The 14,359-nt window shown below is 69.9% G+C and carries 11 protein-coding genes; 8 read left to right on the top strand and 3 right to left on the bottom strand.

Annotation, left to right across the window (positions count from 1 at the left end):
• Window positions 1–60 precede the first annotated feature (60 nt).
• From FCI23_RS31460 to dxs, 5 genes are all read left to right on the top strand, one after another.
• Window positions 61–1,254 carry an ROK family transcriptional regulator gene (locus tag FCI23_RS31460; RefSeq protein WP_136727465.1) on the top strand — a complete coding sequence of 398 codons (1,194 nt, stop codon included), beginning with the start codon at window positions 61–63 and terminating at the stop codon, window positions 1,252–1,254.
• Window positions 1,255–1,401: 147 nt separating this feature from the next.
• A complete protein-coding gene (locus tag FCI23_RS31465; protein WP_136727378.1) occupies window positions 1,402–2,502 on the top strand; it encodes a sugar ABC transporter substrate-binding protein in 1,101 nt (366 codons plus the stop codon).
• A 165-nt stretch (window positions 2,503–2,667) separates the two neighbouring features.
• A complete protein-coding gene (locus FCI23_RS31470) occupies window positions 2,668–3,456 on the top strand; it encodes an ATP-binding cassette domain-containing protein (RefSeq protein WP_136727379.1) in 789 nt (262 codons plus the stop codon).
• A 280-nt stretch (window positions 3,457–3,736) separates the two neighbouring features.
• The gene (locus FCI23_RS31475; protein ID WP_136727467.1) at window positions 3,737–4,957 is read left to right on the top strand and encodes a sugar ABC transporter permease; all 1,221 of its coding nucleotides are present in this window, start codon (window positions 3,737–3,739) and stop codon (window positions 4,955–4,957) included.
• Window positions 4,958–5,214: 257 nt separating this feature from the next.
• Window positions 5,215–7,128, top strand: a complete 1,914-nt coding sequence (gene dxs / locus FCI23_RS31480) for a 1-deoxy-D-xylulose-5-phosphate synthase (RefSeq protein ID WP_136727381.1) — start codon at window positions 5,215–5,217, stop codon at window positions 7,126–7,128.
• Between the two features lie 76 nt (window positions 7,129–7,204).
• Here dxs and FCI23_RS31485 read toward each other — a convergent pair whose 3' ends face one another.
• Window positions 7,205–7,621 carry an NTP pyrophosphohydrolase gene (locus FCI23_RS31485; protein WP_136727382.1) on the bottom strand — a complete coding sequence of 139 codons (417 nt, stop codon included), beginning with the start codon at window positions 7,619–7,621 and terminating at the stop codon, window positions 7,205–7,207.
• Between the two features lie 83 nt (window positions 7,622–7,704).
• Here FCI23_RS31485 and FCI23_RS31490 point away from each other — a divergent pair, with 83 nt between their 5' ends.
• The 3 genes from FCI23_RS31490 to FCI23_RS31500 all read left to right on the top strand — a co-directional run bounded on the left by FCI23_RS31490 (window position 7,705) and on the right by FCI23_RS31500 (window position 10,863).
• Complete coding sequence (locus FCI23_RS31490) at window positions 7,705–8,469, top strand: DsbA family protein (protein WP_246144238.1); 765 nt, start codon at window positions 7,705–7,707, stop codon at window positions 8,467–8,469.
• Between the two features lie 148 nt (window positions 8,470–8,617).
• Entirely contained in the window at window positions 8,618–9,889 is a 1,272-nt protein-coding gene (locus tag FCI23_RS31495) for a peptidoglycan-binding protein (RefSeq protein ID WP_246144239.1), read from the top strand.
• The gene (locus FCI23_RS31500; RefSeq protein WP_246144241.1) at window positions 9,886–10,863 is read left to right on the top strand and encodes an SPFH domain-containing protein; all 978 of its coding nucleotides are present in this window, start codon (window positions 9,886–9,888) and stop codon (window positions 10,861–10,863) included. Before FCI23_RS31495 ends, FCI23_RS31500 begins: the two co-directional genes overlap by 4 nt.
• Window positions 10,864–10,971: 108 nt before the next feature.
• On the opposite strand, the gene FCI23_RS31505 is transcribed toward FCI23_RS31500, so the two are convergent.
• Entirely contained in the window at window positions 10,972–13,107 is a 2,136-nt protein-coding gene (locus FCI23_RS31505) for a 3-hydroxyacyl-CoA dehydrogenase NAD-binding domain-containing protein (protein ID WP_136727385.1), read from the bottom strand.
• The gene (locus tag FCI23_RS31510) at window positions 13,104–14,321 is read right to left on the bottom strand and encodes a thiolase family protein (RefSeq protein ID WP_136727386.1); all 1,218 of its coding nucleotides are present in this window, start codon (window positions 14,319–14,321) and stop codon (window positions 13,104–13,106) included. Before FCI23_RS31510 ends, FCI23_RS31505 begins: the two co-directional genes overlap by 4 nt.
• Between the last annotated feature and the right edge of the window lie 38 nt (window positions 14,322–14,359).

The raw sequence follows: 14,359 nt of genomic DNA on the forward strand, positions 1-14,359 counted from the left end.
GTGCGACCCCGTCCGGTTGGGCGGTGGTCGTGCTGCCTGCCGAGGCAGGAGTGGATGAGCGTGGAGACTCCGGGATCGCAGTCGTCGCTGCACCGGGCCAACCTGGAGCGCGTGGTCCGGGCTGTACGGCTGGCGGGTTCGCTCACCCAGGCGGAGATCGCCCGAGGCACCGGTCTTTCGGCCGCGACGGTCTCCAATATCGTCCGGGAGCTGAAGGACAGCGGCACGGTGCAGGTCACGCCGACCTCCTCGGGCGGCAGGCGGGCCCGCAGCGTGGCGCTCTCCGGCAACGCCGGGATCGTCGTGGGTGTCGACTTCGGCCACTCGCATCTGAGGGTGGCCGTTGGCAATCTGGCCCACCAGGTGCTGGCCGAGCAGTCCGAGCCGATCGATGTGGACGCTTCCGCTTCGCAGGGCTTCGACCGGGCGGAACAACTGGTCGGACGGCTGATCCAGTCGACCGGCTCCGGGCCGGACAAGGTGATCGGGGTGGGCCTGGGCGTACCCGGGCCGATCGATGTGGAGACCGGGGCGCTCGGCTCGACGGCGATCCTGCCGGGCTGGAGCGGGATCAACCCGCGCCAGGAGCTCGCCGAGCGGTTGCGAATGCCTGTCCAGGTCGACAACGACGCCAATCTCGGCGCCCTGGGCGAGCTGGTCTGGGGCAGCGGCCGGGGCGTCCGGGACCTGGCGTACATCAAGGTCGCCAGTGGGGTCGGCGCCGGGCTGGTGATCGACGGCCGGATCTACCGCGGCCCTGGTGGCACGGCCGGTGAGATCGGGCACATCACGCTCGACGAGGCGGGTCCGGTCTGCCGCTGCGGCAACCGCGGCTGCCTGGAGACCTTCACGGCCGCCCGCTATGTGCTGGAGCTGTTGAGATCCAGCCACGGACCTGATCTGACCATGCCCAGGATGGTCCAGCTGGCACGCGAGGGCGACCCCGGCTGCCGCCGGGTGATCGCCGACGTGGGCCGCCATGTCGGAATGGGCGTGGCGAGTCTGTGCAACATCCTCAACCCCAGCCGGGTCGTGCTCGGCGGCGATCTCGCCGAGGCCGGGGAGCTGGTGCTTTCCCCGATCAGGGAGTCCGTGGCGCGGTACGCCATCCCCAGCGCCGCCCGCCGTCTCTCGGTGGTGCCGGGGGCGCTCGGTGCCCGCGCGGAGGTGCTCGGCGCTCTGGCGCTGGCGCTCAGTGAAGTGGGCGATTCGTCACTGCTTGACGGTAATATCCCCGCCGTCGCTCCGGCTTGACGAGAGATCAGGCGTGTTCACCTAGATAACGAATCAGACTGTTGCCATCTCGTTAAGGATTTACTTCTTGACGGCATGGTGCGGCCGGGAGTTGACTCACATCCACCTCGGCCGCAGCGTTGCGGCCCTGTCAGGGAGGCAACCCTCATGAACGCAATGATGCGTAGAGTCGTGATCGGTACGGCGGCGGTTTCCATGGCCTTGTCCATGGCCGCCTGCGGCAAGGCCGGCAGTAACAAGTCCAGTGGGGCGAGCGTCTCGAACGGCTTCAAGGTCGGTTTGGCGCTTCCCGAGAATCAGACGGCCCGCTACGAGGCCGTCGACCGACCGATGATCGTCAAGAAGGTCAAGGAGCTGTGCCCGAAGTGCACGGTGGAGTACCAGAACGCCAGTCAGAACGCGAACACGCAGCAGCAGCAGATCGACACGCTGATCAATGACGGCGTCAAGGTCATCATCCTCGACTCGGTCGACTCCAAGGCGATCCAGTCCTCGGTCACCAAGGCCCACAACAAGGGCATCAAGGTCGTCGCGTACGACCGCCTCGCCCAGGGCCCGCTCGACGCGTATGTGTCCTTCGACAACACCAAGGTCGGCGAACTCCAGGGCCAGGGCCTCCTGACCGCCCTTGGCTCCAAGGCCAGTTCCGACCAGATCGTCATGATCAACGGTGACCCGGGTGACCCGAACGCCGCGCAGTTCAAGGCCGGTGCCCTCAGCGTACTGAACGGCAAGGTCAAGAAGATCGCGGCCACGTTCGACACCACCGGCTGGCTGGCCAACAAGGCCAACGAGGAGATGGCCGGTGCCATCGCGAGCGTGGGCAAGAGCAACATCGCCGGCGTCTACGTCGCCAACGACGGCATGGCAGCCGGTGTCATCTCCGCCCTCCAGGCCGCCCACATCAGCCCGCTCCCGCCGGTGACCGGCCAGGACGCGCAGCTCGACGGTGTGCAGCGGGTCATCGCCGGCACCCAGACGCTGACCATCTACAAGCCGTACCTGGAAGAGGCCAACACCGCCGCCGAGATGGCGGTCGATGTGGCCACCGGCAAGTCGCTCAGCAGCGTCGCCGACACCAAGGTCAGCAGCCCGACCAACAAGGACATCGCCTCCAAGCTCATCACGCCGAGCATCATGACCAAGGACAAGGTCCAGTCCACGGTCATCGCCGGCGGCCTGTACAAGGTCAGCGACATCTGCACCAGCCTGTACGCGGCTGCCTGTGCCACGCTGGGCCTGAAGTAACGATCCGCCCCTCGCGGGCCGGTACGTCACCTGCCTCCAGCCTGTCCGGCGCGCCCCGTCCCCGTACCCCCTTCCCCGCCGGGGCGGGGAAGGGGACGGGGGCGCCGGCTGGACCGTACAAGCAAAAGCCTCGATTTCTCGCCGGTCCGTCAGGCGGCGAAGGAGATGATTCACGTGTCCGCTACGCCCGTACTGGCGTTGCGCGGAGTCTCCAAGCGATTCGGTGCCGTTCAGGCGCTCACCGACGTCGAATTGGAGATCCACACCGGTGAGGTGGTCGCCCTGGTCGGCGACAACGGAGCCGGTAAGTCCACCCTGGTCAAGACGATCGCCGGGGTGCACCCCATCGATGAGGGCATCATCGAGTGGGAAGGCGCGCCGGTCAGCATCAACCGGCCGCACGATGCCCAGGCGTTGGGCATCGCGACCGTCTACCAGGACCTCGCTCTCTGCGACAACCTCGATGTCGTCCAGAACCTCTTCCTCGGCCGCGAGATCCGCCGGTTCGGCGTACTCGACGAGGTCGAGATGGAAAAGCGCGCTCTGACCCTGCTGGACACACTGTCCATCCGGATCCCGAGCGTGCGGATCCCGATCGCTTCGCTCTCGGGCGGCCAGCGCCAGACTGTCGCCATCGCGCGTTCCCTGGTCGGAGAGCCCAAGGTCGTCATCCTTGACGAGCCGACCGCCGCGCTCGGCGTCGAACAGACCGCACAGGTCCTCGACCTGGTCGAGCGGTTGCGCGACCGCGGCCTCGGCGTCATTTTGATCAGCCACAACATGGCCGACGTCAAAGCGGTCGCCGACCGGGTCGCCGTACTGCGGCTCGGGAGCAACAACGGTGTCTTCTCCGTGAGGGACACCAGCCAGGAGACGATCATCTCCGCCATCACCGGTGCCACGGACAACGCCGTGACCCGTCGTCAGGCGCGCACCGTGGAGACGGCCTCGTGAGCGGCGCACACGAGGCCGCCGGGCCGCAGACGACCACGAACGCAGCGCTTCTGCGCCGAGTGCGCGGAGAAGCGAACGGAGAGACGCAGTGAGCAGCAACAATCCCGACCTCGCCGAGGGCGCGGAGGGCGCCGGGGAATCCGCGGTCACGGGGGGCACCCCGACCGGCGGGGACACAGCGGCCGCAGAGCCGGCAACGTCCCAGGCGCAGGCACCCGGGCCCGAGACGTCCGAGGCCGCCCGTGACGCCGTCGCCGCTCCGGCGGTCGCGGAGCAGGCGATCCCGGCGATCGACCCGCGGCTCCTGGTACGCGAGCAGGGCCTCCGCGGCTATCTCACCGTATTCCAGCGCCGGGTACGCAGCGGTGACCTCGGCTCCATGCCGGTGATCGCGGCGCTGATCATCATCTGGGGGACCTTCCAGGGACTGAACAGCTCCTTCCTGTCGGCCAGCAACCTGTCGACCATCGCGGTCAACATCGTCGGCACCGGCATGATCGCCGTCGGCATCGTCTTCGTCCTGCTGCTGGGCGAGATCGACCTGTCCGTCTCCTACGTCAGCGGCCTGTGCGGCGCGGTCTTCGCGGTGCTCAGCGTCGAGCACGGGGTGACGCCATGGCTCGCGCTGGTCCTCGCCATCCTCGCCGGTACGGCCATCGGCGGCCTTCAGGGCTTCTTCTTCGCCAAGGTCGGCGTGCCCGCGTTCGTCGTGACCCTGGCCGGCTTCCTGGCCTGGAACGGCGCCATGCTGTGGGTCCTCGGCAAGAACGGCACCGTCAACCTGCCGCCCAACGGCATCCTCTACAACCTCTACAACTACACGTTCACCGATGTCGCCGCCGCGTACGGCCTGGCCCTCGTCGCCACGCTGGTCTACCTCGGGGCCGCACTGAGGGAGGTCAACCGACGACGCAAGGCGGGCGTTCCCTACAGCCCGCTGAGCGAGGTGGTGCTGAAGACCGTTCTGCTCGCGGTCGTGCTCTTCGTCTCGGCCGCGGTGCTCAACCAGTCCTCCGGCCTGCCGCTCGGCCTGGTCATCTTCCTGGCGTTCATCGTCGTGCTGGACCTGGTGCTGCGCCGTACCACGTACGGCCGGCAGATCTTCGCGGTCGGTGGCGGCATCGAGGCCGCCCGACGGGCCGGTATCAACGTCCCGTGGATCCGTATCTCGGTGTTCATGATGTCCGGCACCATGGCGGCCATCGGCGGCATGTTCCTGGCCGGCCAGGTCAACTCCGCGCAGTCCACCCAGGGCGGCGGCAACACGCTGATGAACGCCATCGCGGCGGCCGTCATCGGTGGTACGAGCCTGTTCGGCGGCCGGGGCAAGACCTGGTCCGCGCTGCTGGGCGCGCTGGTGATCGTCTCCATCCAGCAGGGCATGTACATCCTCAACCTGAACACAGCCATCCAGTACATGATCACCGGCGCGGTGCTGCTGGCCGCCGTGGTCATCGACTCCCTCTCGCGCAGGACGCAGAAGGCCTCGGGGCGCGCATAGGGTCTGTCCCGCGGAGATCCGCTGGACAGACCCTGGGGGATGCCGCTGCGGGCGGGCCGCTTGTGCCCCGCGAACGCCGGGCGGGCTTGAGGACTTCAAGCCCGCCCGGCGTTCGGCGTATGCCGCCCTCCGCGGCGCCCTTCCGCGGGATGGTTCCGGCCGGAACGGTGAGATGGATCTCACGATGCCTGAGCCGACACCGCAGACGGAACATTAGACTCGGCAGACCGACAGGTTCGACCAGCAAGGAGGCACGGGTGGCGCTGCTGACCCGTATCAAGGGACCGCGCGACCTCGACCGGCTCAGCCAGGAGCAGTTGGTGGAGCTGGCGGACGAGATCCGCGTCTTCCTGGTCGACGCGGTATCGAAGACCGGCGGGCACCTGGGCCCGAATCTCGGTGTGGTCGAGCTGACGATCGCCATGCACCGGGTGTTCGACTCGCCCAAGGACAAGGTGCTTTTCGACACAGGGCACCAGAGCTATGTGCACAAGCTGCTCACGGGCCGCCAGGACTTCTCGAAGCTCAAGGCCAAGGGCGGCCTGTCCGGTTACCCTTCGCGGGCCGAGTCCGAGCACGACATCATCGAGAACAGCCACGCCTCCACGGTCCTGGGCTGGGCCGACGGCCTGGCCAAGGCCAATGAGGTGCTCGGCCGAGCCGACCATGTCGTCGCCGTCATCGGCGACGGCGCGCTCACCGGCGGCATGGCCTGGGAGGCTCTGAACAACATCGCCGCCGCCAAGGAGCGGCCGCTCGTCATTGTCGTCAACGACAACGAGCGCTCGTACGCCCCCACCATCGGCGGCCTCGCCGACCATCTGGCGACGCTGCGCGTCACGGACGGGTACGAACGTTTTCTGGCCCGCACCAAGGAGCTGTTGGAGCGCACGCCGGTCATCGGCCAGCCCCTGTACGAGACATTGCACGGCGCGAAGAAGGGCCTCAAGGACTTCATCGCCCCGCAGGGCATGTTCGAGGACCTGGGCCTGAAGTACGTCGGCCCGATCGACGGCCATGACATCGAGGCCCTGGAGTCCGCGCTGCAGCGCGCCAAGCGCTTCGGCGGCCCGGTGATCGTGCACTGCCTCACACAGAAGGGCCGCGGCTACCAGCCCGCCGAACAGGACGAGGCCGACCGCTTCCACGGCATCGGCCCGATCCACCCCGACACCGGTCTGCCGATCTCCGCCGGCGGCGCCGACTGGACGTCGGTCTTCGGCGAGGAGATGGTCAAGCTCGGCAAGGAGCGGGCCGACATCGTCGCGATCACCGCCGCGATGCTGCAGCCGGTCGGCCTGGAGAAGTTCGCCAAGGCCTTCCCCGACCGGGTCTACGACGTCGGCATCGCCGAGCAGCACGCCGCCGTCTCGGCGGCGGGCCTGGCCACCGGCGGACTGCACCCGGTGGTCGCCGTCTACGCGACGTTCCTGAACCGCGCCTTCGACCAGGTGCTGATGGACGTGGCCCTGCACAAGTGCGGCGTGACCTTCGTGCTGGACCGGGCCGGGATCACCGGCACCGACGGGGCCTCGCACAACGGCATGTGGGACATGTCGATCCTTCAGGTCGTGCCCGGCCTGCGGATCGCCGCCCCGCGCGACGCCGACCAGGTCCGCGCCCAGCTCCGCGAGGCCGTCAAGGTCGATGACGCCCCGACTGTCGTCCGCTATTCCAAGGGCGCGGTCGGCCCGGCCGTCAAGGCCGTCGGCCGGATCGGCGGCATGGACGTGCTCCGCGAGGCGGAGACCGACCACCCCGACGTGCTACTGGTCTCGGTCGGCGCGCTCGCCCCGATGTGCCTGGAGATCGCCGGCCTGCTCGACGCCCAGGGCATCACCACCACCGTCGTCGACCCGCGCTGGGTCAAGCCGGTCGACGCGGCCCTGCCGCCGCTGGCGGCCGGGCACCGGGTCGTCGTCACCGTCGAGGACAACGGCCGGGTCGGCGGCGTGGGTTCCGCGGTCTCGCAGGCGCTGCGCGACGCGGACGTGGACGTACCGCTGCGCGACTTCGGCATCCCGCAGGAGTTCCTCGAGCACGCCTCACGCAAGGAGATCCTGGACGCGATCGGCCTGACGGCTCCGGCCGTCGCCCGTCAGGTCACCGGCCTGGTCGCCAAGCTCGACGGCCGCTACGAGGACGAGCCCGCGAGCTTGGCGGGGGAATAAGAGCGTCGCGTACGGACGGGGGCACAGCAGGATGAGGCGCGGATAGCCGCCGACCCCGCACAGCCGGGACCGGGTTTCAGGGCCGTACGGAACGCGGCCCGGCCACCTCCGCGCCGTGGGCGGCGACCCGGCCCCGGAGCTCCCGGTCGGCGGTGATGACGAGGCGGGGCCGGTCGGGGGTCTCACGGGGGGCCCGGGCGGCGAGGTCGACGATGAGATCGTCACCACTACCGGGGGCGGCGACCACCCGTACGCCCGGGACGGAGGCGACACCGTGAGCGGCGCCCTCGACCACGAGGACGATGTCCAGGGGGCCGTGCTGCGCCCAGTCCGGCACGCCGGCCCGTGCGGGCAGCCCGGTGGCGGCCAGGGGCGCGAGGGCGTCGCGCAGGCGTTCAGTGGCGCCGTGGCGGTCGCGCCACCAGCCGTCGGGCACAGAGCCGACGGTGTTGGCGGCGTCAACGATAACCAGGGGGAGCTGGGCAGTGTCCACAGTGGTCACCCTGCCACGGGTGGCGGGCGGAGACGGTGCTATACAGGGCCGGTAGAGCGGTACGGCTATCGAGGTGACGATTCATGACGGGGTCCAAGGGGCTCAAGGCACGGCGCGGCAGTCGGCTGAAGCCGTACATCGGGACAGTGGCGGTGCTGGCCGTGGTGTTCGGCGGCTCCGCGCTGATCGGCGCGCATGTACGCGGCGCGAAGGAGGACAAGGTCAAGGTGCCGACGGGGGCGAGCGGCCAGGAGATGCTGGCGGTGCCGGTGAATCCCACGGTGCCGGTCACACTGACGGTGTACGAGGATCTGCGGAGCCCGGCGTCGAAGGCCTTCGCGGCGCAGTACAAGGACACTTTCGCCACGCTGCTCGCCGGCGGCCAGGTGCGGATCGAGTACCGGCTGGTCACCCAGTCGGACACCGAGTACGGCGGCCGGGGTGCGCTCGCCGTGGCGAACGCGGCGGCCTGCGCGCAGGACCTGGGTCGCTTCAAGGAGTACCTGGACCAGGTGTGGGCCGCGCAGCCGACGGACCCCAAGGATGACGCGCTCGCGAGCCAGAAACTGCTGAAGGAGCTCGGCAAGAAGGCCCACAAGATGGACGAGGCGAAGTTCGTGCCGTGTGTGCAGGGCGGCGACCATGACGGCTGGGTGCGCAAGTCCCAGAAGGCGTTTGCCGCCGCCGGCTTCACAACGGCCCCTGTGGTTCAGCTGAACGACCAGACGGTTGCCGGCGCCGGCGGCAAGACGCTCACTCCGGCCGCTCTGCGCACTCTCGTGCGCAAGGCCGTCAAGGAGGCGGCCGCGCACCCCTCGGCGACTCCCTTGCCGAGCGCCTCCGCCTGACGTTCGTCCGGCCTTCACCGGTATCTCCACCTGACCTCCGCGGTCGGGCGCGCTACTGCACATGCAGATGAATATCACTTTTCGTCAAGTTTCGGGCGAAATCGGGTATTAAGGGCATGTGGCGTCCGATCGCGGAGGAGTGTTGCCTGTGTCCACACCGGTGTTCGTCGAGTTCGAACCGCTGCCCGGCTGCGTCTGTGAGGACTGCGCCCGGCGGCGGCTCACCCAGTTGGCTGCCCGCAGTCCCGGCGGTTGTCGTGTTCCGCCTCCTGCGGCCGCCCGGGTGCTGGTGGTCGCTGCCGCGGGGGCGGTCGCCACCGCGGCAGCGGTCCCGGCAGCGGCCGAGGCGCGTGCGCCGGCCCCCCACCAGTCGTCCAGGCCCATGGTCCTGACGCCCAGCCAGATCCTGGGCCGGGCCCGGACCTGGGTGGACGCGGGCGTGCCGTACAGCATGGGCAAGCGCTGGCGGGACGGCTACCGCCAGGACTGCTCCGGCTTTGTGTCGATGGCCTGGGGTCTCGGCAGCAATCAGTGGACCGGCAGCCTGCCGGAATACGGGGAGCGGATCCACTCGTCGGAGCTGATGCCGGGCGACATCCTGCTCTACCACAACCACGCGAATCCGATCCATGGCTCGCATGTCGTGATCTTCGGAGGCTGGGCGGACTCCTCGCACAGCCGGTACATCGCGTACGAGCAGACCAAGCCCCGTGCTCGGATCAGGACTATCCCGTACCCGTACTGGTCCAACTCGTCCCAGTATGTTCCGTACCGCTACCGGTATGTCCGGGACGGGAGCGTCCCCGATCCTGGCGGCTCCGACATCTCCGACACCTCCGACGACTCCGACGACTCCGACGGTTCCAACGGCAACCGCCCGGGCGGGGGCGAATACCCGGGCTCCGCATCCTTCGGTCCCGGCGCGTTCAACGACCACATCACCCAGCTAGGCAGCATGCTCATGAGGAGCGGCGGCCGCCCGTACTACCGCAGCGGTCCCGGTCCGCGCTGGGGCGAGGCCGACCGGCGCGCGGTGGTGGCGTTCCAGCGCGCCCAGGGGTGGTCCGGCGAAGAGGCGGACGGCATCCCCGGACCGGGTACCTGGCGCCTCCTGCTGCACGGCGGGGGCCGGGACGCAAGGGCCGGCGGCGGCACCGGCAGCCGGTCTGCGGACACTCCGGCGCCGCCCTACCCGGGGGCCGCCCGCTTCCGTCCCGGCCAGTCCGGCGACGCCGTGCTCGCCCTCGGGCGGCAGCTGGTGGCCAAGGGCTTCGACAAGCACTACGACGAAGGGCCCGGCCCCGCCTGGGGCGAGGCCGACCGGCGCGCGGTGGAGGCCTTCCAGCGCGCCCAGGGCTGGTCCGGCGACGACGCGGACGGCTATCCCGGACCCGAGACATGGAGGCGACTTTTCTCGTGACCAGTAACACCGCCGACACCGTGCCCCTCGCGTACCCCGTCGCCGACGACCTCGGCGAACACCCCGGCCGCGCCCTGCCCGGCTGGTCCGCGGTCCTCGCCGTTCTCGCCGCGGCCGCCGGCGCCGGCTGGGTCCTGTGGCGTGCGGCCGTCCTGCCGGTGGCCGTCGCCGGCGAGCAGTTGCTCCCGGAACCGCCCGACCGGGCAGGCCTCAACGGCGTCTGGGGCGCCATCGCGCTGCTGGCCGCCCTGGTCGCTTTCGCTGTCGGCGGCCTGTGCCGGGGCCGCCCCGGCGTCGTCTGGGTCCTCACCCGGCACGGTGCCTACCGGGGCACGGTCCGGGCCACCGGCCTGCTCTGGATCAGCCCGCTGCTCGTGCGGCGCCGGATGGACGTCACCCTGCGCCACTGGCGCAGCAGCCCCATCGAAGCAGTGGACTCCGCCGGCACCCCGGTGCTCGCCACCGTCCTGCTGGTCTGGCGGGTCCGCGACACCGCCCGTGCCACCTTCGCCGTCCACGACCACACCCGCTACCTCCGCGAGCAGGTCGAAGCCGCCGTCACCCGTGCCGTCTCCCGTTTCCCCACCGACGACTTCCGCGACGGCGGTCCGACTCTCCGAGACACCGACAGCCTCGCCAACTCCCTCACCTCCGGGCTCGCCGCCGACCTCCGGCCCATCGGTGTCGAGCTCTTCTCCGCCCAGCCCGTACGGCTCTCGTACGCCGACGAGGTCGCCGCCGCCATGCAGCGCGCCCAGATCGCCGCGCTCGACGCCCAGCACCGCCGCGCGGTCCTGGACGACGTCCTGACCGCCGTCCAGGAGACCGTGCGCGGCCTCACCGACCGGGGCATGGTCCAGCTCGACGACTACGAACGCAAGGCACTGGTCAAGGACTTGACGGTGGCCTTCTACACCGCCCGGGGCCCGGTGACCGAGGCCCCGCACAAGGACGTGAGCCGGCAGAGCGCTTAGCGGTCCGCCGGACAGACTCACGCCGGGAAAGGGTTTCCACCTCATACGCCGGACGGGCCGCGCGGGATCTGCTCCCACGCGGCCCGTCAACGGCCGGGACCGGCCTGCTTACGCCGGCACGCTGGCCACACCGGGCGCCAGGAACGGCTTGCCGTTCACGCGCTCGGAGACGCCCTCGCGGTCCAGGTACGGGGTGACGCCGCCCAGGTGGAAGGGCCAGCCGGCACCTGTGATGAGGCACAGGTCGATGTCCTGCGCCTCGGCGACGACGCCCTCGTCGAGCATGAGCCCGATCTCCTGGGCGACGGCGTCCAGCACCCGCGCGCGGACCTGCTCCTGCGTCAGGACCGTGTCGCCCTGCACCAGAAGCGCGGCGACCTCCGGGTCCAGCTCCGGCTTCGCCGGGTTGCCGCCGGCATAGACGTAGAACCCGCGCTTGCCGGCCTTGACGATGGCGGCGAGGTTCGGGGAGACCGTGAAGCGGTCCGGGAAGGCGCCGTGCAGGGTCTCGGAGACGTGCAGGCCGATGGCGGGGCCTACCAGCTCCAGCAGCACCAGCGGGGACATCGGCAGGCCGAGGGGCTCGATGGCCTTCTCGGCGACCTCGACCGGAGTGCCCTCGTCGATGACGGTCTGGATCTCGCCCATGAAGCGGGTGAGGATGCGGTTGACGACGAACGCCGGGGCGTCCTTGACCAGCACCGCGGTCTTCTTGAGCTTCTTGGCGACGCCGAAGGCGGTGGCCAGTGAGGCGTCGTCGGTCTGTTCGCCACGGACGATCTCCAGCAGCGGGAGGATCGCGACCGGGTTGAAGAAGTGGAAGCCCACGACCCGCTCGGGGTGCTCCAGCTTGGAGGCCATCTCCGTCACCGAGAGCGAGGAGGTGTTGGTCGCCAGGACGGTGGTCGGCGAGACCACGGCCTCCAGCTCGGCGAAGACCTGCTGCTTGACGCCGATCTCCTCGAAGACCGCCTCGATGACGAAGTCCGCGTCGCCGAAGGCGGTGGCCTTGTCGAGGTGGCCGGAGACCAGGGCCTTGAGGCGGTTGGCCTTGTCCTGGTTGATCCGGCCCTTGCCCAGCAGCTTGCCGATCTCGTCGTGGACATAGCCCACGCCCTTGTCGATGCGCTCCTGGTCGATGTCGGTGAGGACCACCGGCACCTCCAGGCGGCGCGCGAACAGCAGCGCCAGCTGTGAGGCCATCAGGCCCGCGCCGACCACGCCGACCTTGGTGACCGGGCGCGCCAGGCTCTTGTCCGGGGCGCCGACCGGGCGCTTCCCGCGCTTCTGCACCAAATTGAAGGCGTAGATTCCGCTGCGCAGTTCGCCGCCCATGATCAGGTCCGCGAGAGCGGTGTCCTCGGCGGCGAAGCCCGCCTCCAGGTCCCCGTCCTTGACCGCCGCGATGATCTCCAGCGCGCGGTAGGCGGCCGGGGCCGCGCCGTGCACCTTGGAGTCCGCGATGAAGCGGCCACGGGCCACGGCGGCGTCCCAGGCCTCCCCGCGGTCGACCTCGGGACGGAGGATCTCGATCTCGCCCCTGAGCACGGCAGCGGTCCAGACCAGGGACTGCTCCAGGAAGTCCGCGCCCTCGAAGATCGCGTCGGCGATCCCGAGCTCGTAGACCTGCTCGCCCTTGAGCTGCTTGTTCTGGTTGAGCGAGTTCTCGATGATCACCGAGACCGCCCGGTCCGCGCCGATCAGGTTCGGGAGCAGCGTGCAGCCGCCCCAGCCCGGTACCAGGCCCAGGAAGACCTCGGGCAGCGAGAAGGCGGGCAGTGCGCGGGAGACCGTCCGGTACCGGCAGTGCAGGCCCACCTCGACGCCGCCGCCCATCGCCGCGCCGTTGTAGTACGCGAACGTCGGCAGGGCCAGCGCCGCGATCCGCTTGAAGACGTCGTGGCCGCCCTTGCCGATGGCGAGCGCGTCACTGTGGTTCTTGAGCAGCTCCACGCCCTTGAGGTCGGCGCCGACCGCGAAGATGAACGGCTTGCCGGTGATGCCGACGCCGGTGATCGTGCCGTCGGCGGCTTCCTGCTCCACCTGGTCGATCGCGTCGCTGAGATTGGCCAGCGACTGCGGGCCGAAGGTGGTCGGCTTGGTGTGGTCCAGGCCGTTGTCCAGCGTGATGAGCGCGAAGCGCCCGGCGCTGGGGAGGTCGATGTGGCGTACGTGCGCGGACGTCACGACCTCACCGGGGAACAGCTCGGCCGCTCCCTTGAGAAGCTCGGCGGTGGTGGTCACTTGTCCCCCTCGAAGTGCGGGTTCTCCCAGATGATGGTCCCGCCCATGCCGAACCCGACGCACATGGTGGTCAGGCCGTAGCGGACCTGCGGCGCGTCTTCGAACTGGCGGGCCAGCTGCGTGATCAGGCGTACGCCGGAGGAGGCCAGCGGGTGGCCGAACGCGATGGCCCCGCCGTACTGGTTGACGCGCTCGTCGTCGTCCGCGATGCCGTAGTGGTCCAGGAAGGCGAGCACCTGGACGGCGAACGCCTCGTTGATCTCGAACAGGCCGATGTCGGAGATCGACAGGCCCGCCTTCGCCAGCGCCTTCTCGGTCGCCGGGACCGGGCCGATGCCCATCACCTCGGGCTCGACGCCCACGAAGGCGTACGACACCAGGCGCGCCTTCACCGGCAGGCCCAGTTCCAGCGCCACGTCCTCGGCGGCGAGCAGCGACGCCGTGGCGCCGTCGTTCAGGCCCGCCGCGTTTCCGGCGGTGACCCGGCCGTGGGCGCGGAAGGGGGTCTTGAGGGACGCCAGGCTCTCCAGCGTGGTGCCCGGGCGCATCGGCTCGTCGGTCGTCGCCAGGCCCCAGCCGGTCTCGCCGACCTCCGGGTTGCTGCGACGCACCGAGATCGGAACCAGGTCCGGCTGGATCTTGCCGTTGGCGTAGGCCTTCCCTGCCTTCTCCTGGCTGCGGACCGCGTACTCGTCGGCGCGCTGCCTGGTGAGGTGCGGGAAGCGGTCGTGGATGTTCTCGGCGGTCATTCCCATGAACAGCGCCGACTCGTCGACCAGCTTCTCCGACACGAAGCGCGGATTGGGGTCCACGCCCTCGCCCATCGGGTGGCGGCCCATGTGCTCCACGCCGCCGGCCACGACAACGTCGTACGCGCCGAAGGCGATGCCGCCGGCGGTCGTCGTCACCGCGGTCAGCGCGCCCGCGCACATGCGGTCGATCGAGAAGCCGGGGACGCTCTTGGGCAGCCCGGCCAGGATCGCGGCCGTCCGGCCCAGGGTCAGGCCCTGGTCACCGATCTGCGTGGTGGCGGCCACAGCGACCTCGTCGATGCGCTCCGGGGGGAGGCTGGGGTTACGCCGGAGCAGCTCCCGGATCGACTTGATCACCAGGTCGTCGGCGCGGGTCTCGTGATAGATGCCCTTCGGGCCCGCCTTGCCGAACGGGGTGCGGACACCGTCGACGAAGACGACGTCCCTAGCGGTACGAGGCACTTTGGCTCTCCTCCTGGGTGCGGGTTCGCTTGCCGCTG

The sequence above is a fragment of the Actinacidiphila oryziradicis genome (genome assembly GCF_005047355.1).
In the GTDB taxonomy this organism is placed as follows: Bacteria; Actinomycetota; Actinomycetes; order Streptomycetales; family Streptomycetaceae; genus Actinacidiphila; species Actinacidiphila oryziradicis.

What these genes read in the sequence shown, in the direction of transcription:
- FCI23_RS31490 (WP_246144238.1), top strand. Translation starts at nt 7,705, where the DNA reads ATGACGGGGTCCAAGGGGCTCAAGGCACGGCGCGGCAGTCGGCTGAAG.
- FCI23_RS31470 (WP_136727379.1), top strand. Translation starts at nt 2,668, where the DNA reads ATGATTCACGTGTCCGCTACGCCCGTACTGGCGTTGCGCGGAGTCTCC.
- FCI23_RS31465 (WP_136727378.1), top strand. Translation starts at nt 1,402, where the DNA reads ATGAACGCAATGATGCGTAGAGTCGTGATCGGTACGGCGGCGGTTTCC.